Here is a 21,310-nt window from a genome sequence, read left to right on the forward strand (position 1 = left end):
AAAACCGGCCTTGGAGACTACATAAAGAATTGCTATAAAATTTTAATCTTCAACAGTTTGTATTCTTTTTATGTTGTCATTATAAATTCTGTCAATCAATAACATTCTCGGGTCAATGGCTGCTTTTACCGGCAAAGAATCCAATTCAAATTTAAGGCTTGTCTCATTTTTGTTTATTCTGATTCTTTCTTCATGATATAATTGTTCTTCGGCCTCGTCTAAGAAAAAACCTATATCAATCCAATCGTCCATAGGGACTTTGGTCTCATTCCCGATGCTGTCGGCTTTAATTTTGTAAGATTCAATGTCTACGGACACTCGATATTTGTTTTTGCCCTTTTTTTCATAGGTGGCATTTTTTAGACGATTGTCATATAATGTTATCTCTTTAAACCAATCATCGACCAAATATTTTAGGGAATCTGGGATTTGAGGTTCTAAATATTCTAGAAAATCCAAGGAAGTAGGGTAAGGTGGTTTTTTGTAGCTATATTCATTTAAGAAATTACGCAGTGCCAGATTCACTTTGTCCTCACCAATGTAATCCTGAAGGGCATAGAGCACAATGCTTCCCTTACCATAATGTACATATTGTTGGTTCTCTACTTTGTACAAGGGGAGTTCTTTCTTTTTTTCACCGCTTCGACCTCTTAGATAACGGTCGTGATTGTACTTGATGAACTCTCGCATTTGCATTGGGCTTTTAGATGTATTCCTCATGGTCATCAAAGATGAATATTCGGCAAAGCTCTCGCTCAAAAATGTGCCTCCTTGCATATTGGCGCCCACTAACTGATGCGCCCACCATTGATGTGATATTTCGTGTGCTATGACCGCATCTATGATGTTGTTTTTTGTTTTGTCTTCTAAATCAACTACAAACCCGAAAGATTCTGCATAGGGCATGGTGCCAGGATAGGCCTGTGCAAAGGTGCTATAGCGCGGAAATTCAATAATGCGACATTGCCTATGTTGATATGGACCATAGTTTTTGGTATAATAATCCAAGGCGTTCTCTATGGCATTCAACATCATTTCAATATTCTGATTGTGTTTCTTGTCATGATACACCTCGATATCGATTCCATTCCATTTACGTGTGGCCTTTTCATATCTTCCTGAAACAAAAGAGTAGAAGTGTTGCGATGGATAATCTAACTTATAGTGAAAGTAGCTTCTGCCGTTTTCATTCCATTTCCTTATCAGAGATCCAGGTGCTATCGCCGTTTGATCACTGGCAGTGGAGATAACGCTTTCTATAGGGATAAAATCGGAACGCCCTTCACTTAGATAATTCATCATGTGATGTTTGGTGGAATCCTTTGCCAATTGCGGCATTACTTTCTTTACGGGCAAACCATGTTTTTTGCGTTTATTGGGGTCGCTTAATTCCATATTGGGGCTGTAGCCAATAGATGGTGAAAAATTAAAATTGTTAAAGAACGTGCCGTTTTTTATAACTTTTGCGTCGATACCAGCCAAGTTATTTCTAAACCCTTGGGTAACAAAGCTGCCAGCAATCTCTATTGCAATGGTTTCACCAGGATTAACCGGGGTATTTAATTTATAGATTAAGTACCCATAGGTTTCGTCTTCCAATACCAATTCGGCATCCGGAATTTTGAATTCGGTATGCCAATCTTCATTGGTAATGAAATGTAACGAATCAATGGTAACCTTTGTTTCATTGGTAAGCTCCCATAGTGTTTTGGTTTTCACATCCCTTTGATTTGGGAAGATATCGATAAAGTATTTGGCCTTAGTTAGCTTAAGGTGATCCGTATTTTCGTATTTCTTATATTTTTTCTCAAAGGTGACAAGTTGTAGGTCGGATTCATCTTGGGTATCGTACGGATTTAGAATCTGGGTATTGTAATACACGAACCCCGCAATAAGTATCCAAACCAAGAGCGCCGCACCCGCAAAAACGCCATATGGCCTTGAAATTTGTTTTCTGATCACCTTTATTCGCTCCAATAAGGTTTTACCAGTACCCCTATTCCATAGTATTCCTGCCAAAATAAGACAAAGCAGGGCGAACATTATCCAATACAGGTTGAACCACATAGCCCCTAAAAGTCCAGGACCAAAAGAATTCATATCAGAATACAAAAGTGCCGGAGCCCCCCCAACGGCCAACATATTGCTTTCGATGTCAAAAATGGTCAGGGCCAATTCCCAAATAAAAATGACCAATAAGGACACAAAGTATCCCATATATCTATTGTTCAATACCACTTGTACGAGAACCAAAATACCGCTCCAGGTAAGATATTGAGGGAGTTTTGTGTACAAGAAATCCAAGAAATACACATTCAATTCTATTCGTGTATACCCTTGAAACAATTGGTACATAACACCATATACAACAAAAATCGCATGTAGCACAGTTAAGGTAGCCACTAAGGATAGAGTCTTTGCCAAAAGTGAAATAAACGAGGCATGGGGCGTAGCGTCTATGACTTCATTGATCTTATGGGAACGGTCTCGCCAAATGATTTCACCGCTGAAGAAAACCAATATGATCATCATAAACAAAGAAGCATTGTTATCTATGGAATCCAATAACTTATACGTCAGCGGATATGATTGAAGCCCATAATAATCGTAGCCTCCGTATAGACCAACAATGAGCATAATGGCGCTGAAGATGAACAGTATTCTTAGTGTGGTGCTCTTAATTATACTGAGAAAGCTAATCTTGAAGAAACTCTTGAACTGCCTCCAACCGATGTGGCCGGCATATGCTTGACTCGTTTTTGGTTTGACAATGGCAGCCAAGTCCTTCTGCTGCTTTCCGGCCTTCTCAATTTTCACCTTTTTGTTCTTCTCTTTAAACGAAAAGCCTACAAACGATATTGCTAAAATGAGAATGCCCATGGCAATCCAAAAAACTCTATTGACCAAAAGCAATCCTGAAAATCCTGGATTTAAAGTGTTCTTTTCTGCAGCAGTATAATATTTTGCGGAAAGGCCATATGTTCGTGTCCCAAAAATGTCAGTAAGTGCGCCTATAATCTCATTGTCAATATCCGACATCAGCCTCCCCGAAATAACATACGCCATAATTATGATCAGTGTGCCTACGAATGAAATAATCGAGCTTTTCCACTTATTGGCCAAAGCATAAATGATGGCCCCGGCAATGAACATATTCGGTAGAATGAACAAAAAATAATTGTTTATAAAGGTATTTAAATGAAATGCCCCAAAACGTTCTGGAGGAATCCAACCTACAATCGGAGATATAAAGGCACCCATAATGAAGCCTATGAATACACCCAATAAGGGAATGGTGGCCAGTATCAATGCCCCAAAAAAGCGTCCAAAAAAGTATCCCGGTTTACTAATGGGAGTTGAAAAAAGAATTTCGTTGAATTCATTGTTATGGTCGCGTAGGGCGGCATTGTTAAAAAATGCAGTGGCCACCAATAATCCAAAAATTGTCATTACAGTGGTATATATGGTGATGACATGCGGAGCGTTTCTCAAAACATTGCCCACCGAGCCACCAATGGTGATGCTATCACTAGATACGCCCCCAAAAGCAAGTAGGGCAAATAACCCAAAAAAGATATATACCAAAGGCTGTTTTAGCACATATTTTATTTCTGAAAGAAAGAACGTTTTAAGCATAATTGATTGGGATTGGATTTTATACAAGGGTGTTGGCCGTATTTATTCTTGAAAAGAAGACATCTTCAAGATTTGGCGCTACTTCTTCAAAACCGTTTTCTGGATGACTCTCGCTAAAAACATGAATCAAGGGTTGACCACCGACCATTTTGTTTGAGATGATCGAATATTCATGTTCGTATTCCTTCAATTTTTCTCGAGAAACGATTTTTTGGTACACCTTGCCTTGCAATTCGTCGATTGCCTTTTGTGGGGCACCTTGAAACACAATTTCCCCAACATTCATAATTGCCATTTTTGTGCATAGTTCTCGCACGTCATCAACAATGTGTGTTGAAAGGATTACAATTACTTCTCGTCCTACATCAGCCAATAGATTGTAAAAACGATTTCGCTCCCCTGGATCCAAACCGGCTGTTGGCTCGTCCACAATAATGAGTTTGGGGTCGCCTATCAATGCCTGCGCAATTCCAACACGTTGTTTCATTCCTCCAGAAAACCGTTTTACACTCTTATTTCTCTTATCGTATAAATTGACTTTGTTGAGCAGGTATTTTACCAGTTCTTTCCGTTCAGAAGATTTTGTAATTCCCTTCAATATGGCCATATGATCCAGTAATTGCTCTGCGGTTATTCTAGGGTAAACACCAAACTCTTGGGGTAGGTAGCCCAGTACTTTTCGCAATTCTTCGGGTTCATTAAAGATGTCAATATTGTCTAAGGCGGCACTCCCAGTATCGGCGTCTTGTAGCGTGGCCAATGTGCGCATCAACGATGATTTTCCTGCTCCGTTCGGCCCCAATAGGCCAAACATTCCATTTTGCAGTTCCAAATTGATATTGTTCAATGCCTTTACGCCATTGGGGTATGTTTTCGACAGATCTGTTATTTTCAATGTACTCATGAAATCTATTTTTTATAGCTCTCTTAGCTGTTATAATTTTCGGTAAAATCTTCTTTTCAAATGCTTTTGTTGAAGTGGTCTGGCATTAGATTAAAGTGTTGTTGTTGGCTACAGCAACCCTTTTCTATGATCTAATGCCGACCAATAGCTAATTCAAATACTTCAATTTTAAAAAATGGGTTTTTGGGTGTCGGGATTCTTTGATGGCGTCAATAGCCTGGATTTTGTTTTACAAGACCGTTGGAAACCTCGACACTTACCCGTGGTATGGGCCAGATATATTTGTTGGGGTCTGATGCCACGGATTTTTGATCGACCACCTTGAATGCACCGGTTTCATCAAGGTTTTCATATCGAATCATATCAAAAAATTCTTCCCCACCCTCAACGGCCAATTCAATAATCTTTTCAATCCGTACAAGCTCCAATAATTGTTCTTTGGTCACCAAAGGAGGATAAGGAATTGCAAGCCCCCTTAGCCGAATAGTGTTCAAAGACCCGAGTGCTTCTATGATATTTCCCCCTGTTTTACGAGCCTCTGCTTCTGCGTGAATCAAATACACTTCTGCCAATCGCAAATGAAATTGGGTGTCGACCTGATCTCCAAAATTTAGAAATTTTCCGATCTTGTCACCAAAAGCCCCCAAGGGCAGGCGCATATAATTTGTTCGGGCTATGGGCACGGCCAGATTATCATGCGGGAATGGAAATCCGCCAATAACGGTAGCGTTCTCTGCGATCTCAAAAAATGATGGTGATGCCGAAAAGGCAAAGGTGTACTGAACCCCAGTAAGGATGGCCTGGTCGGGGGTTCTTGAAAAAGGAGCGTACAACACTTCTTTGGAGTTAAAATCCTCGACAAATATATTTTGATAGATCTGTTCGAGTTCAAAAATATCGGAGGTGTTATCGATGACTTCTTTGGCCAAATCTGCCGCAGCATCAAAATCACCCATATACAGCAAGACTTTTGCTTTCATTCCCTTTGCCAGAGAGGTACCCACATAGTAAGGATCGGTAGTAGGGGCGACGTTGGCAATGGCATCATCCAAATCGCTTAAAATAAGGTCGTACGATTGCCCTACGGTACTTCGAGGCTCAGCTACGGATTCCAATGATGGCGTTGTTTTTAACACGATGCCATATTCTGAATCCAAATCGTAAAACTGGCCATATCTTCTTAATAGGTAAAAATTGAACAAGGCTCTAAAGAACTTGGCTTCAGCAATGATTTCCATTCGGCGGTTTCCAGTAAATCCGTCGCTATCCGATAATTGGGATACCCTATCTATGACCCAATTACATCGATTGATCACATCATAAGAGATGGTATAGAACTGAGCAACCGTTCCATTGTCTACGGAGGGGTTGTTCACATCAAATTCATCGGGTCCAAAAAGACTGGAAACTGTAATTCCCATTCTTACATTGGCCACAGCCACAGAACTTAATGTAGGTGACCACATCACAGCGTAAATTCCTGTCAATGCGCTTTCTGCAGAATTGGCATCTTTTATGGCATTTTCTGCATCCAAAACAAATTCGGGCTCAAAAGAGTCCAGGTCATTGGCAACTTCACAGGAGAAGGCACAACATAGCATCAAAAGTATCGATATGTGATTATATATATTTTTCATGGGTTATGATTCAAAAATTTAGAATTATGCCGAAAGATGTTGTCCTAGCGAGAGGATATAGGTCATTGTCCTGATTATTGTTGAACGAATCAACACCGGTTGCGGAAGTGGATTCTGGATCTAAGCCCGGATAACTGGTTATCGTAAATACATTGTTCATAGCCATAAACACCCTAACACTTTTTAGATGGGCCTTTTCTATAACAGAAGTAGGTAGGTTATAGGCCAATTGCCAGTTTTTAAAACGTATGAACGATGCATCATAATAAAGGCGGTCCGAATCCCTGAAATTACCCCCTGGATCTTGACTTCCCAATGCCGGGTACTGGGCATCCCTATTGTTTGCTGACCATGTCTGATCAAAAACATCGGCAAATGTATTGGTGTTCACATTGGGCAAAATGTAGAACTGTGCCGCGTTCCATCGTTTATAGTTACCAAAGGAAAATTGAAAAAGAAACGAAAATTCAAAGCTCTTAAAACTCATTCTATTGTTCCATCCACCAAAGACATCAGGTTGTACATTGCCTATTATTTCGGTGTCATCAGCATTTATGACATTATCACCATTGATATCCTTAAACTTATAGTCACCGACCCCAGTGGTGGTATTCTGATAAAAACCGGTTGGGGATGCCGCATTCAGGGCATCCAATTCGGCCTGGTTCTGTATAAACCCTTCAACCTTATGTGCCCGTATACTGCCCAACGCTTCTCCTTCGATGACCCTTGAATTTGGACCATTGATGGTGGGCGTGCCCTCGTTTAGCTTTTCAACCACATTCTTGTATCCTGAGATATTGAAATTGGTATTCCACTTAAAATCCCTATTATCGAAAAGGCGTCCACCAATTTCAACTTCCCATCCTTTGTTGCTTACTTCTCCTACATTGGCATATTGACGTGAAAAACCGAGTTCAGGCGATATGGGAGCGAACAATAGTAAATCTTTTGTGTACTTGGTATAGTAGCCTAGCGTTCCATACAAACGATCGTTGAACAGGCCAAAATCGAGTCCGATATCGAACTGATCTGTGGTTTCCCATTTAATATTGGGATTGGGTACATTGGTAGGTTTTAGACCATTGTCATCAACGTAATTTGTCGTTGGGTCTGAAACGAAGAAAGGTTGATACAAGAACCCTGGAAGATTATCAAGACCAGTTCTTCCTGCACTAATACGTAGCTTGAGTTGATTGATCAACTGGGAATCCTTCAGGAAATTTTCGTTATGAATTTTCCAGGCCAAGGCGCCGGAGGGGAAAAAACCGCGTTGGTTGTTGGGCCCAAATTTAGATGACCCATCGGATCGTGCGGTCAGGGTCAACAAATATTTATCGGCAAAACTATAGTTCAATCTGCCAAAGAGAGAATTAAGACCATAATCGTCTTTGGTTTCGTTACCAGAACTAAAGGTACCACTGCCAATATTGGTAAGATCATTGTCTGTAAATCCCACAAAGCGGGAATTAAAGGTTTCATTGATGATTCTGTTCCAAGAGATTCCGCCCAATACATTCAACGTATGATTTTCACCTAATTTGGCATCATACGTCAAAGTGTTCTCAAAGGTGGTCGTCCTGTTGGAAAAACGACTCAGATCTTTGACTCCACCATTCAAAAAGAGTCCCTCGGTATTAAAGGTCTGTTTAAAGCTTTCGGTATTGTTCGAGAGATCGCTTATACTCAACGAGCTTTTGGCATGCAGGCCTTTGGCCAGTTTTAGATCAATGTAACCGTTTGCCAATAGGTTTCTTGAAAAAGCGGTAATGTCGGCCTGGTTATCGGCTACTGGATTGCCAATGGGAAACCCACCGCCCGTAACGCCACTGACGAAGTTTCCTGTTTCGTCACGTATCGGGATGTCAGGTCTAAATCCAATAACGTCGAACAACTGTATGCCTGCAAGGTCGTTCTCGCTATAATTGTAAGATAGTGTGGCTCCTATTTTAATGGTTCTGTTGAGCAAATCGTTGTCAATGGTACCACGAATACCGTATCGATCAAGGCCCGACCTTTTGATGATGCCATCTTGCCTTAGCAGCGAACCGGAAAGTGCATAATTCGAGGTTGTCGTTCCACCCGAAACCCCTACATTCAGGTTATGCATACCTGCATTGGTATTCAAGATTTCATCGAACCAATCTGTATCGGCTTCCCCTATGGTTATACCGGTATTTGGGTCGATGGCCCTAACATATTGGGCATAGCCTTCAGTATCCAGAACCTCATAGGTATTGACCGGCGTTTGTAGGGCGTAATTATAATCTACGTTCAATTTAGCGTCTTGATTCTTCCGCCCTCGTTTAGTGGTAACGATTACCACACCGTTGGCGGCCCTTGCCCCGTAAATCGCTGCCGAAGAGGCATCCTTGAGGATATCTACACTTTCAATATCACGCGGGGGGATGGCCAGTAGGGGGTTTTCCCGTTCTACGCTCAGCGATCCGGCATCCCTTGGTGTAATAACTATGGGAACCCCATCAATGACATACAGTGGTTGGTTGTCTCCGTTGATGGAACTCAACCCTCTGATATTAATTGTTGCGCCAGCACCGGGAGCACCGGAATTCTGGGTGACAAAAACCCCAGAAAGCCTACCGGACAACATTTCGTCTACAGTAGGTGCACTCACGGCATTGGCAACCAGCTCGCTCCCCTTTATGTTTGATATGCTTCCAGTGAGGTCTTTCTTTTTAACCGCTCCATAACCAACTATGACCACCTCGTTTAATTTACTCAATGATTCCTTTAGTGTAATGGTGTACGTGGTCTGTTCGGTGCTTATTCTTTCTACATGGTTTTCATAACCGATGGCAGTGGCTATTAAGTAGTGGTTCAATTCTGCCTCTATTTCAAAACTACCATCAAAATCTGTAGCAGTGCCTCTTATTAAAAAGTCCTTGGAAGGCGCAGCATTTTTTGTTGGAGGGTATTTACTGATGATAACTGTTATTCCTGGCAAGGGTTGACCGTCTTTATCAATAATCTTCCCTTGAATTTTAAATGTCTGTTGAGCGGGTTCGGATAATACTTGTTTCGATTTTCTTTTTACCACTATGGTATTATTGGAGGTGAAACGAAACTCGAATTCACCTTTCGAAAGGCTTTTTTGCAGTAAATCATCAGCCTCAATGATACCCTTCTTTAAGTGAACTTTCGGATAATTTTCAAAAGCATCAACCTGATAGATAAAAGTATAATCGGTCTGCTCCATGATAAGATCAAAGACTTCATCAACGGTAAACTCTTTATCTGTATCTATTCTGATTTTGGCATTTTGAGATAGAACATGTTTTGGAACAATACTGAAAACCGCAGTACAACACAGAAAAATCAAGGTTTTCATAAAGATGGTTGGCAGTTTCTTTCCAAAATTGAAAAGAACAGGGTTTGACTTAATTTCCATAAATTTGGACGTTATTGGTTGGGTTATACATTTTAATTGATCAATAGCACTAAAAGGGAATGAAGCTTTATACTTTGCAGAGTCTGAACTTTGTTCCCTTTACCTTTGCATTATTTTATTAGAATTTTCTTGTCTTGTATCTCATAGTCTGTTATGAAATTTGTGGTTTTTATTAGCGATAGTATTTCTTCAATGTTTTGATTTTTCCGTAACACTCCCTTGAAAGCAATCTTCTCCAGTTCTTTGTTCACGAAAACCACCTCTACATCATACCATCTAGACAACACTTTCATAATTTCTTTCAATGATTTATTCTTGAAATTAAAAAGCCCTCTTTTCCATGCTATTTCAGAATGAACATCGACCTCGGCGATTTGTATGTCGCGAGTTTCAACATTCAGAACAGACTGTTTTCCAGGATGTAAGATTTCTTTCTTAATAGTATTGTCAACGGTCACTTTTCCCTCTATCAGCGTAGTGTAGATATAATTTTCGTCTTCATAGGCCTTAATGTTGAATTCCGTACCCAAAACCTCGATTTCTTGCATGCCCGTATGTACCTTGAACACAGAGCCTTCGTGTTTGGAACTCGGTGAAACATCAAAGTAAGCCTCTCCATAGAGCAGTTCAACATTTCGAGCTTGCCCATCAACAAAGCCGGTGGGGTACTTTAATCTTGATTCTGAATTGAGCCAAACTTGGGTGCCGTCCGATAGCTGAACAAAAAACTGCCCGCCCCTGGGCACGGTCAAAAAGTTGTACTCCATTTCTGAAACCGACTTTTCCCGTTCCTGTTTGGTGTACATCAATTTTTCATTTTCCACAGTTACATTTGAATCGGAATATGCAGCACCTTTTTTCAACTCAATATTCGAACCGTCCGCTAAAGTCAATATGGCTTTATCCGTGCCAATTTCAATGGTATTGGTTATCGTACTGGGGGCGTCAATAGGGTCGTTATTATTGGTGGTAAGGAAAAAAGAAATGGAAATCAATGCCAAGATTGACGCTGCAATGGCATATTTGAAAATAGCAGGAATTTTTTTGGTTTTCCGGTTATCGATTTCCTCCTTAATTTCTAGTAGTGGCCGTCTGTGATCAAATTTGGTTTTTGAATTTATTAAGTGGTTAATTTCGATAAACTCGTTAAAATAAGTGGCATTGTCTTCATTTTGAAGCCATTCCTTCAAAATATTGGCTTCCTTTTCAGAAATGCTGTTCTCAATAAGTTTGACTATTAGTCCGTCTATTTTGCTATTATCCACCTCGGGTAATTTTCCTCTATGACGCAAAAACTTTGAAAACCCCCTGAAATAATTTAGTTTTTTATAAAATTTTAACAAAATTTGCGTTAAGTGAAGCATTGGTCATTTTGATAAAGAAGCATAGGGAAAAGGATTTGAATATGGTATTGAAGGCCTTAAAAAAAGGGGATCAAAGGGTCTTTGAAACCATATATTGCGATTATTATGAAAGACTGTGTGTGTACTTGCTCAGTTACACTTCTGATAAGGAAAAAATCGAGGATATTGTTCAGGATACATTTATGACCTTATGGTCAAAAAGAAATACGATTCATATTACTTCATCGATCAAGAGTTATTTGTACAGGACGGTTCACAATAAATTGATGGATACCTTTAGGAGTTCTAAAAAGCATGACGAAATGTTGTCTTCCTATCTTCACACAGCACTGGTGCGCGCCATAAACCTTGATCAAGGAGAACAGAATAGACGCCTAAAGAAATTGGACGAATGCATTGAACAACTGCCCACTAGATGTAAAACTGTTTTTATAGCGAAAAAGATAACCGGAAAAAAATATACCCAGATTGCCTCTGATCTAAAAATCTCCGAAAAAACAATCGAAGGGCATATTTCAAGAGCTTATAAGCTAATTAGAAGTTGTATGAGCGTTAACAAAGAGGCGGTTGTACGATAGAACTTCTCCTCTGCCCAAGCGTTCCATTCTTGGTCTCTTCAGTAGTTTCGTTCATAGGCCTTTTTCAAGACACTTTTGACAATAACTTAGGCTCAAGTTTTTTCAGGTTTGTCCGATATCCAATTCAGGGATCACATTGGCAATTTCTTTCATTTTCCTTGCTGTAAGTATAACAAGTTCGCAATATTATTCTTTAAGAATGTACTGGTTTAGTTTTCTGTTTAACCCAAACAGAAGAAACAAAAGCATATCAGTTTTATCTCCTACTTTTTTGCGCAAAATTGAAAAAGCCCTTGTGATGTGACCTTCTACGGTTTTTATGGAAATCTTTAAGTATTCAGATATTTCAATATTGGTGAGGCCTTCCTGTCTGCTCAGTACAAAAACTTGTTTACATTTTGGAGGCAGGGCCTTAATTTCTTCTTTTACTATGCTCACTAGTTGTTCTATGGTTTCAGAATCCTTCTCTTCATTCGCCAATTGAAGGGCTTCTATGTACTTTTTTTCCAAAGCTAAAAGAGATTGGTTCTTTCTGTATTGGTCAATGAATTCATTGTACACAGAACTGGAAAGAAAACTTCTGATATTAAAATCATCAGGTAATCCTTTTCGCTTTCTCCAAAGCCCCAAAAAAACATTTTGTACAATATCCTGTGCCTGATGACTGTCATTGACCAAACTGTTTGCAAAAGTGCAAAGTCTTTGATGATGGGTATCTACCAAATATGTGTAAGCAGTCTCGTCCCCATTTTTAAGTCGTTCAATCAAAAAAATGTTATTGGAAAAAGTCTCTGCCATTTTTATTGAATTGAGAATATAGAATGCAATAATATGTCAATAATAAAAAAATAATATTAAAAATCGGGGGAATCATAAATCAGCTTCGTCCTGTTTATAAATAAGAAACCTAAATAATTGCCGAAAAAAATTGGAAAATCTGATGATTGAATACATGGAAAAATAACTCAATCTGAATGAAATGGAAGACGCACGGTAATAATAGGACAGGGTGTGGAATGGGGTACCTGTAGATGTATTGAAGCAGCATGGCATTTCGTATGATGGGGAATGGTTGGCCAAGAGCATTGACCAAAGCATGCTTAGTACTATTGCCGAATGGGCTGATGAAAAGAACCAGCTTACAGGACATATTTGAACAAATCATTGGACAATTAGGTTTAAACCAAAAAACAGCTAAACACAATTTGTAGTGTATATTATTGAAAATTATTACGTCGCTGTCTTTCTATGTGTAATTACTATGCTTTGTTGGGGGTCTTGGGCGAACACTCAGAAACTTTTAAGTCAAAAATGGCCCTTTCAACTTTTTTACTGGGATTATTCTTTCGGAATTCTAATCATTACACTACTGTTGGCATTTACAATGGGTTCCATTGGCGATGAGGGAAGAAGCTTTTTGATTGATCTTGGGCAAGCTGAAACAAAATACCTAGGTTATGCACTACTGGGCGGTATCATCTTCAACTTTGCCAATTTATTGCTTGTCATAGCTATTGACTTGACCGGTATGGCGGTTGCATTTCCAGTAGGTATCGGTATTGCTTTGGTTTTAGGGGTAATCACAAATTTTATGTACAGCCCTGAAGGGAATCCGTTCATCTTATTTACCGGCGTATTATTCGTCGTGGGGGCTATAATTTTAGATGCATACGCATATAAAAAAACTCTTAAGGAACAGGGAAAGACCACTAGAAAGGGAATTCTAATCTCCCTTCTTGCAGGTATTGCCATGGGCTTTTTTTACAAATATGTAGCTCAATCGATGTCTTTTGATTTTGTGACTCCTGAAATTGGAAAATTAACGCCATATACCGCTTTGGTCATTTTTTCAATAGGTATTTTGATTTCCAATTTTCTATTCAATACCATAAATATGTACAAGCCTATTACTGGTACACCGGTTAGTTATAGGGATTATTTGACCAAAGGGAATTTAAAACTGCATTTTATTGGTGTTTTGGGTGGTATCATTTGGGGTTTGGGAATGTCTTTCAGTATAATCGCTTCCGAACAAGCGGGACCGGCCATAGCTTATGGCCTAGGTCAGGGGGCGACAATGGTAGCTGCCCTTTGGGGAGTTTTTATTTGGAAGGAACTTGAAGACCTGCCCAAATCCAAGAGTTGGTTGATTACGGCTATGTTTATTTGCTTTATTGTAGGTCTAGGTTTAATAATATATGCTAAAGTAGCCTAATATGAAATTAGTTGTAGTAGGAAGCTCAAATATGGACTTGGTGATTTCCGTGCCAAAGATTCCTGAAATTGGTGAAACCGTTTTGGGTGGAAAATCAAGTATGGTGTTTGGAGGCAAGGGAGCCAATCAAGCGGTGGCATCAATCCGTTCTGGAGGTGATGTGTCGTACATAGCCAAAGTGGGCGACGATCTTTTCGGTGAGAATATGAAAACCTACTTTAAAAATGAGGGTTTTCGAACGGAACTTATTTTGACCGATGCTAGCGAACCTACAGGAATTGCCCAAATTTTTGTATCCGAAAAAGGTGAAAATTCAATTGCCGTGGCCTCTGGTGCCAACATGAAGCTTATGCCAAAGGATATAGAACCGTTTACGCATCTTATTAAGAATTCAAAAGTGGTTCTACTGCAATTGGAAACTCCTCTGGAAACCGTCGGATATATCGCGAGTATTGCCTTTCAAAACAATGTAAAACTCATATTGAATCCAGCGCCAGCGCGAAGATTGAATAAAGACCTGTTAAAAAGGGTTTGGCTCATTACACCGAATGAGACGGAAGCAAGTATATTGACCGGGATAAAGGTGGAAGATTTAATATCGGCAGAAAAAGCAGCCAAAGATCTCTTGAAGAAGGGTGTTTCGAACGTAATCGTCACTTTAGGAGAAAATGGCAGTCTTCTGTGCAACAAAAAAAGCATTTGTCATTTCCCCGCTTTTAAGACCAAATCCGTAGATACGACGGCGGCAGGAGATGTATTCAATGGTACATTGGCCGTAGGCATAACCAACGACAAATCGCTACCAGAGTCAATAAGTTTTGCAACTGCGGCCGCAGCACTTTCAGTTACTAAAGAAGGTGCACAACCTTCAATTCCCACAAACGCTGAAATAGACAATTTTCTAAAAGAACGTGAATATTCAAAATAACGAACCTAAAGTAATACCCTAACAATATGAGAACATCAATGAGCTTTTTCCTTATTTCATATGTTTTAATCTCATGTGGTGCTGTTAGCAGTAGGGCCGGGGTTGAACACCAAACTCAAAAGCTGGCAGTTATTTTTGATACCGATGCCAACAATGAGCTTGATGACCAACATGCCTTGGCCTATCTTTTTTCCAATCAGGAGTATTTCGACATCAAAGCCATTACGGTGAATGCGACACGTAATGGTGGGGCCATTGACGGTCATTATGATGAAGCGGAACGCATCATGAAACTTTTCAATGTAGAACAAAAAATACCCTTGATAAAAGGGGCCAACAAATCCTTTTCTGAAATAAAGGACGACTTGAAAAAAGGATCCTTTGATGGATACAAGGCTGTAGATTTTATTATTTCCGAGGCGAAAAAACATACACGGGAGAAATTGGTGGTCTTAGCCGTTGGTAAGTTGACCAACGTTGCTTTGGCTTTAAAGAAAGACCCCTCAATAGTAAATAATATCCGTTTGGTATGGCTTGGTGCAAACTATCCAGATTCAGGAGAATACAATCTGGACAATGATATTGAGTCAATGAACTATGTCCTGAATACTGATATACCGTTCGAGATGGTCACCGTTAGATACGGAAAACCTTCCGGCACAGATGCGGTTCGTGTTACCCAAGAAGAAATAAACACCAAAATGCCGGGACTTGGGCCAAAGGCAAAGACTCCCATTGTAGGTAGGCATGGGGATAGATTTGACAATTTTGGGGATTATTCCGTAAACCTGTTCACCCATATTGATTATCACAGTGACCCGCCTACCAGATCACTTTTTGATATGGCTGCGGTTGCCATTGTCAAGAATCCTGAATGGGCACGCGCTACCGAGATTCCATGTCCGGTCATGGTTGATAAAGTATGGATTGAACGACCGGAAAATTCCAGAAAGATTATAATCTGGGAGGATTTTGACAAAGAAAACATCATTAAGGATTTTTACAACGGGCTAAATAAATTCAATTGATAAAAACACTTTTGGGAGCGTGAAAAGAAGCTTCTCGTTAGGCCGGAGATTGACTTTAAACCTATTCCGCCTCGAAACCGACAAAAACGAAAAATCTTCCTTTCTAACCTCTACACTAAAGTCTTGAAAATTTATTGCAAATAAATACAATGGAAACAATCAAAATATTGAAATGATGAACATGATGAAGAAAATGTCTAACTACTATTTTGCCCCGGTAATTTTTTTGTTGGCTCTAGCATGTAATACACCTCCTTCTTTTGAATGGGACTTTAAATCGTTTTATAAACCAAAAGAGAATCCTATTGTTCGAGCAGATTCCTCCTTTACCTTTACTTGTCCCGTAAAAAAGGAGGTTGTACAGTGGCAAAAAGCGGATGTATTCAATCCGGCTGCCATAGTAAAGGACGATAAAGTATACTTGCTTCTACGATGCGAAGACAATCCTAAAGCCCATCTTGGAGGCCGTACTTCCAGAATTGGTTTGGCCTACAGTGATGATGGAATACATTTCACAAAACATCCAACGCCGGTCCTTTATCCTGATGGTGGTGAATTTATGCAGTATGATTATCCAGGGGGTTGCGAAGACCCGAGGATAGTTGAGACGGACGATGGTTTGTATGTAATGACCTATACTTCATGGAATCATAAAATTGCAAGATTAAGTGTTGCATTTTCCAGAGACCTGATAAACTGGGAAAAAAAAGGACTCGCGTTTGCAAAAGCTTATGGTGGGAAATTTATAGATCATTGGTCAAAATCAGGCTCCATTGTCACAAAAATGGAAGGAGGCAAGCAAACTATTGCAAAAATAAATGGAAAATACTGGATGTACTGGGGTGAACATTTTGTCAATCTTGCATGGTCCGATAACCTGATTGACTGGACACCGCTATTGAATGAAGCCGAAGAACTCAAGGTAATTCTCGGTGCCAGGAAAAATAAATTTGACAGCGCACTGGCAGAATGCGGACCGCCCGCATTGGTAAATGATGAAGGTATCGTACTATTCTACAATGGTAAAAACTCTGATGATAACACACTTCGCGACAAAAATTTACCCGCAGGGACCTATTCGCTTGGAAAGGCAGTTTTTGATGTGAATACACCTGAAAAACTACTTTTTCGTTCTGATACCTGTTTGCTAAAACCAACATTGCCCCATGAAATTACGGGTCAATACAAATCGGGGACGGTATTCGCTGAAGGCCTCGTCCATTTTGGGTCGAAATGGTTTTTATATTATGGAACCGCAGATTCATTTGTTGGTGTGGCAATTTCTGAATGAGTTCAATAAGCCAACTAACTATCTACATCCATTGGATGTTTACTAAATCGAATTAAATACTGAGATAATGCAATTAAAAACAAAACATATTATGAGAGACAGGTTCGCAAATCCATATACCATACACGAAATCATGAAGGGCTTTAAAGTACTGATGTTCATTCTCTGTTCCACTGGTGTTTTTGCACAAGAGGATGTTTATCATGGAACAAAAGAAACCATCCCCAAAATTCCGCCCAAAGATGAAAAAATACGGACCGTCATCGTAAGTGATGCCAAAAATGAGATTGACGATGTTTGGGCCATTGCACTAGCCATTCTCTCTCCCGAAAAATTTCAAATAGAGGGTTTTGTAGGAAGCAATTATGATCATGTTTTTGGCGTTGGCTCAAAAAGCATTAGTGGATCGGTAAGTGTTATCGAGACCATTTTGGACAAAGCAGGCCTAAAGGGGAAATATCCCGTTTATAGGGGCTCACATCCCATGCAGTATCAGTTTGAGCCAAGCCATTCAGAGGGGGTGGATTTTATCATTGAAAAGGCAATGGAGGGTTCTGGGGAAAATCCTCTATGGGTCATTGGCCTGGGCTCTGCCACTGATTTGGCATCAGCCTACCTCAAAGAACCAAAAATTGCAGATCGGGTTATCTTTTTTTGGCATGGTCGTACAGAAAATACATGGCCTTATCGTGCGCACAATTACAATGTGAAAGGAGATATGCATGCGGCACGTATCTTGTTTCATTCCCCCGTTCCATTGGTGCTATTTGATACGGGAACGAATTTATCGGCAGGGACCATGGAAGAATCAAAAGAGCATGTCGAACCCTTTGGAGAGCTTGGTAAATACCTTTATGAGTATCGTTTCAAAAGTGAATATTGGCAAGGCACCAAAAAAGGGTTTTTTGACCTTGGGGACATAGCGGTTTTGGTCGATCCTGAATTGGGCAAATGGGAAGAGACCATTTGCCCTACCGTAACCACATATATGGATTATAATTTCTATAAAACAAATGGCAAATTTCTGCGCTGCAGAAAGGTACAACGTGACGGAACTTTTCAAATGTTGTACAGCAAGTTAAGGGAACATCAGGCAGCAAGGGAATAATCGAATCGAATTGGAAATCAGTCGGGTATTTGATATTTAAACAGTACGGGAGAAGTCATTGAATTTTCCAGTTTGACCGGAACTGATATGATTGAAATTCCACTTTTAGCGGTTCAAAACTACCGGCAATTTGGTATTTTAATTGAGAACCCTTAAGTCACTCCTATGAAGAATTTACTGCTACCTGTTTTACTTGTCCTATTTGCCCAAGCGTTGCCCATAAATGCCCAAATGAGGATACTGAATTTTCAGGGCGACAACGGTTATGAGCATGATTCAAAAGATGAGGCAAATTTCCTGATCGAGTCCCTTGGCACCAAAAATGGTTGGGAGGTGGTTTCTACCCATGATCGCAGCGATTTAAATGCAAAGATGCTTTCTACTATGGATGTTGTCGTCTTCAATAATAATTGTGGTACTGAAGGGGCCATTTTCTCACGATCGCAACAAAGGGCACTACAAAATTTTATAAGACAGGGAGGAGGCTTTGTCGGAGTACATTGCGCTGGCGCAATTTGGAATGAGGAGGTCGAATTTCAAAAATGGTATGAACAACTTATCGGCACGCGTCTGGTAGGACATCCAGAGGTTCAAAAGGCTACTTTGACCATCGAAAATAAAGACCATATCGGTACAAAGCACCTTCCTAATAAATGGCAGGTAAAGGATGAGTGGCACTACTTCTCAAGTAACCCAAGGGGAAGCGTCAATGTTCTGATATCCTTGGAAGAGGATTCCTATCACGCAGAAGCCAACTTAAAAATGGGAGGAGACCATCCCTTTACTTGGTATCAATACTTTGACGGTGGACGTTCATTTTTTACCTCCTTGGGGCATACGGAGGAAATTTATTCAGACAGTAATTTTCAAAAGCTTATCGAAGGGGGAATCGTATGGGCATCTGGAAACGACTCCAAGGAAAATTTTAGTGCCCATGGGCTAATTTTGGACTTGGATGCCGACTCATTGGTGATTACGAACAAAAAACAAGAAGTATTACGGTGGACCAATAAAATATCCACCTTTCCCGCAAAACATTTTGAGCCCAATGATTATGGTGTAAGACTAACAAAACCAGGCTCTGGAAGGCCTAGGATCAAGAAAAACGTCCCTCAGATAAATAATCACAATGTCGTTGTTTTCAGGGAAGATGAATTAATCAATAAAAAAGAAGATGCCTTCGATTACCTGATCAAAGGAAGTGGATATACATGGTTTGCGGTACTAAGGCCCTACAATACCCAAAACAGCAATATAAAGACCGAGTTTGGACAAGGCCGATTAAAGGATGTCAATTCTTTCTTGGGCAATTTAAAAAATGGGGGCAATTATGAAGGTATATGGGGAAGCTTGGAAGATAATCTTACGATTTGGTGTGGTTCAAGAAACGGGATCTCTTTTGGTCGTTTTGACAACAACAACCCCAAAGTTCGTGGCATTAGGCTAAATCCCGATAGCTATTATATTGTCGCTGCGAGGATGGGCGCCGGAGTGGATACCGTAGACATCGAGCTATTTGTCAATGAAGCAGAAGCCATTGCCCAAAAGCCAATTCCAATAAATAGCTATTCCAATTCTTCCAAATTGGCCATTGGAACGGAACGGGATGCCACCAATCATCCCGGTGCTGAATCCTTTGATGGTGAAATTGCCCGTTTGTTGATTTATGAGAGACCCTTAAATGATGCAGAATTAAGAAGGACCATAAGCTATTTGTCGGCTACTTATGATATCAAAGAATAAGTGCTTGAACGGCCCAATTCATTGATAGGTTTTTCCTTTATGATGTGCCCCTTTTTATTGGTCTAGTATGAGAATCAACCCTTGGAGAGATTAAAGGTGACCAACCTTTATTTGAAGATTAATTCTAAAAACAAAAAAATGAGAAAACACTTCATTTTTTGTTAAAAAAAGAAATTTGACCCCAGTATTATGCAATTATTAAAAAAATATTACATAAACAAAGAGGGAATCGTAAATCGGCTTCGTCTTAAGTATATACTAGATTCAGAAAATGTCTACTCAGAAATTTCAAAAACTGATTGTGAAATACCTCACGAGACAGGCCAGAGCAAAAGAAATGGCACGCTTGCTCGAATGGTTGAACAATCCCCAAAACCATTTGTTGTTCAATGAATTTGTAAAGGTTCAATTTGCTATAGATTATGCTATGAAAAAGTACGATGTAGAAAAAACCAAAAAAGAACTATTAAAGGAAATCAAGAGGGACAAGAATATATTTCACAGGCGACCTACAAGGTCATTTTTGAAATATGCGGCCATTGCCTTGATTTTTCTTGGCTTGGGATACTTCTTTAGAAACGATTTGTTTCATGAAGAGGACCATGAACTTCTTGTGCCTGAGGAGCAGTCCATTACATTGGAACTGGAAAATGGTAGTATCCAAATTATTAACCCCTCAGATACAAAAGAAGTCCGTGATCCCAACGGTAACTTAATAGGAAACCAGAACAGGAATACGATTGTTTATGACACAAATTCTGAAATTGATGAACTGGCATACAATACCTTGAAAGTACCTTATGCCAAAAGGTTTGACCTGCAACTGTCTGATGGCACGATAGTCAGTCTCAATGCAGGGTCATCATTAAGATATCCGGTAAAGTTTTTAAGAAACGGTAATAGGCAGGTGTTTTTGACAGGAGAGGCCTATTTTGAGGTAGAAGAAGATGCAGAGCGCCCCTTTATCGTAAATGCTTCCACTCTTAATGTGGAGGTGCTGGGCACGGAATTTAATATAACCGCATACCCTGAAGATAATGCTTCTGATGTCGTACTTGTTGAAGGATCGGTCGCGATGCATTCGGGTACGGTCAATTCCGATAACCCGATCGAGTTAGTTCCAGGAGATAAAGGTTCAATGGATAAAATATCGGCAAATATCATGGTAGAAAAGGTAAATACCAATATCTATACCTCATGGAGAGATGGGGAATTGGTCTTTCGTAAAATGCCTTTGGACAACATTTTGAAAAAACTTGAACGGCATTATAATCTCACCATAGTCAATCAAAACACGGCTTTGGGTAAAGAGGTATTCAACGCAAGTTTTAAAAATCAACCGATAGAAAAAGTACTGGGCTATCTCAATACCCTTTATGGCATTGAGTATCAGATAAAAGAAAACATAATTATAATAAACTAAACGATTTGCCTATGATTAAAAGGAACTATTGAGCAAAACCGGGAAA

The 21,310-nt window shown here is 39.8% G+C and carries 14 protein-coding genes; 8 read left to right on the top strand and 6 right to left on the bottom strand.

The window, feature by feature from the left end; all coding sequences use genetic code 11:
* Positions 1 to 42: 42 nt before the first annotated feature.
* The 5 genes from L0P89_RS13925 to L0P89_RS13945 form a co-directional block, all read right to left on the bottom strand.
* Positions 43 to 3,636: an ABC transporter permease/M1 family aminopeptidase gene (locus L0P89_RS13925; protein WP_235265720.1), complete on the bottom strand. Its 3,594-nt coding sequence runs from the start codon at positions 3,634 to 3,636 to the stop codon at positions 43 to 45.
* Between the two features lie 19 nt (positions 3,637 to 3,655).
* Complete coding sequence (locus L0P89_RS13930) at positions 3,656 to 4,540, bottom strand: ABC transporter ATP-binding protein (protein ID WP_235265721.1); 885 nt, start codon at positions 4,538 to 4,540, stop codon at positions 3,656 to 3,658.
* Between the two features lie 209 nt (positions 4,541 to 4,749).
* On the bottom strand, positions 4,750 to 6,177 hold the full coding sequence (locus tag L0P89_RS13935; RefSeq protein ID WP_235265722.1) for a RagB/SusD family nutrient uptake outer membrane protein: 1,428 nt from the start codon (positions 6,175 to 6,177) through the stop codon (positions 4,750 to 4,752).
* 10 nt (positions 6,178 to 6,187) lie between these two features.
* Positions 6,188 to 9,526 (bottom strand): TonB-dependent receptor, encoded by a 3,339-nt coding sequence (locus tag L0P89_RS13940; RefSeq protein WP_235265723.1) that lies wholly within the window; start codon positions 9,524 to 9,526, stop codon positions 6,188 to 6,190.
* A gap of 170 nt (positions 9,527 to 9,696) precedes the next feature.
* Positions 9,697 to 10,851, bottom strand: coding sequence for a FecR family protein (locus tag L0P89_RS13945; protein ID WP_235265724.1), 1,155 nt, complete (start codon positions 10,849 to 10,851; stop codon positions 9,697 to 9,699).
* A gap of 107 nt (positions 10,852 to 10,958) precedes the next feature.
* Here L0P89_RS13945 and L0P89_RS13950 point away from each other — a divergent pair, with 107 nt between their 5' ends.
* A complete protein-coding gene (locus tag L0P89_RS13950) occupies positions 10,959 to 11,528 on the top strand; it encodes an RNA polymerase sigma factor (protein ID WP_235265725.1) in 570 nt (189 codons plus the stop codon).
* A 186-nt stretch (positions 11,529 to 11,714) separates the two neighbouring features.
* On the opposite strand, the gene L0P89_RS13955 is transcribed toward L0P89_RS13950, so the two are convergent.
* Positions 11,715 to 12,326 (bottom strand): RNA polymerase sigma factor, encoded by a 612-nt coding sequence (locus L0P89_RS13955; protein ID WP_235265726.1) that lies wholly within the window; start codon positions 12,324 to 12,326, stop codon positions 11,715 to 11,717.
* A 412-nt stretch (positions 12,327 to 12,738) separates the two neighbouring features.
* On the opposite strand from L0P89_RS13955, the gene L0P89_RS13960 reads away from it, so the two are divergent.
* From L0P89_RS13960 to L0P89_RS13990, 7 genes are all read left to right on the top strand, one after another.
* Entirely contained in the window at positions 12,739 to 13,743 is a 1,005-nt protein-coding gene (locus tag L0P89_RS13960) for a GRP family sugar transporter (protein ID WP_235265727.1), read from the top strand.
* Between the two features lies 1 nt (position 13,744).
* Complete coding sequence (gene rbsK, locus L0P89_RS13965) at positions 13,745 to 14,671, top strand: ribokinase (protein WP_235265728.1); 927 nt, start codon at positions 13,745 to 13,747, stop codon at positions 14,669 to 14,671.
* Positions 14,672 to 14,697: 26 nt separating this feature from the next.
* A complete protein-coding gene (locus L0P89_RS13970; protein ID WP_235265729.1) occupies positions 14,698 to 15,699 on the top strand; it encodes a nucleoside hydrolase in 1,002 nt (333 codons plus the stop codon).
* Positions 15,700 to 15,880: 181 nt separating this feature from the next.
* Positions 15,881 to 16,990, top strand: coding sequence for a glycoside hydrolase family 130 protein (locus L0P89_RS13975; RefSeq protein ID WP_235265730.1), 1,110 nt, complete (start codon positions 15,881 to 15,883; stop codon positions 16,988 to 16,990).
* 91 nt (positions 16,991 to 17,081) lie between these two features.
* Positions 17,082 to 18,098, top strand: coding sequence for a nucleoside hydrolase (locus tag L0P89_RS13980; RefSeq protein ID WP_235265731.1), 1,017 nt, complete (start codon positions 17,082 to 17,084; stop codon positions 18,096 to 18,098).
* Positions 18,099 to 18,263: 165 nt separating this feature from the next.
* Positions 18,264 to 19,841 (top strand): ThuA domain-containing protein, encoded by a 1,578-nt coding sequence (locus L0P89_RS13985; protein ID WP_235265732.1) that lies wholly within the window; start codon positions 18,264 to 18,266, stop codon positions 19,839 to 19,841.
* A 301-nt stretch (positions 19,842 to 20,142) separates the two neighbouring features.
* Entirely contained in the window at positions 20,143 to 21,264 is a 1,122-nt protein-coding gene (locus L0P89_RS13990; RefSeq protein ID WP_235265733.1) for a FecR family protein, read from the top strand.
* The last annotated feature ends 46 nt before the right edge of the window (positions 21,265 to 21,310 follow it).

It is taken from the genome of Muricauda sp. SCSIO 65647, from assembly GCF_021534965.1.
Taxonomy (GTDB): Bacteria; Bacteroidota; Bacteroidia; order Flavobacteriales; family Flavobacteriaceae; genus Flagellimonas_A.

Coding starts and splice junctions, on each gene's coding strand:
- rbsK (WP_235265728.1), top strand. CDS start 13,745: ATGAAATTAGTTGTAGTAGGAAGCTCAAATATGGACTTGGTGATTTCC.
- L0P89_RS13955 (WP_235265726.1), bottom strand. CDS start 12,326: ATGGCAGAGACTTTTTCCAATAACATTTTTTTGATTGAACGACTTAAA.
- L0P89_RS13980 (WP_235265731.1), top strand. CDS start 17,082: ATGAGAGACAGGTTCGCAAATCCATATACCATACACGAAATCATGAAG.
- L0P89_RS13970 (WP_235265729.1), top strand. CDS start 14,698: ATGAGAACATCAATGAGCTTTTTCCTTATTTCATATGTTTTAATCTCA.
- L0P89_RS13930 (WP_235265721.1), bottom strand. CDS start 4,540: ATGAGTACATTGAAAATAACAGATCTGTCGAAAACATACCCCAATGGC.
- L0P89_RS13975 (WP_235265730.1), top strand. CDS start 15,881: ATGATGAAGAAAATGTCTAACTACTATTTTGCCCCGGTAATTTTTTTG.
- L0P89_RS13940 (WP_235265723.1), bottom strand. CDS start 9,526: ATGAAAACCTTGATTTTTCTGTGTTGTACTGCGGTTTTCAGTATTGTT.
- L0P89_RS13935 (WP_235265722.1), bottom strand. CDS start 6,177: ATGAAAAATATATATAATCACATATCGATACTTTTGATGCTATGTTGT.
- L0P89_RS13925 (WP_235265720.1), bottom strand. CDS start 3,636: ATGCTTAAAACGTTCTTTCTTTCAGAAATAAAATATGTGCTAAAACAG.
- L0P89_RS13985 (WP_235265732.1), top strand. CDS start 18,264: ATGAAGAATTTACTGCTACCTGTTTTACTTGTCCTATTTGCCCAAGCG.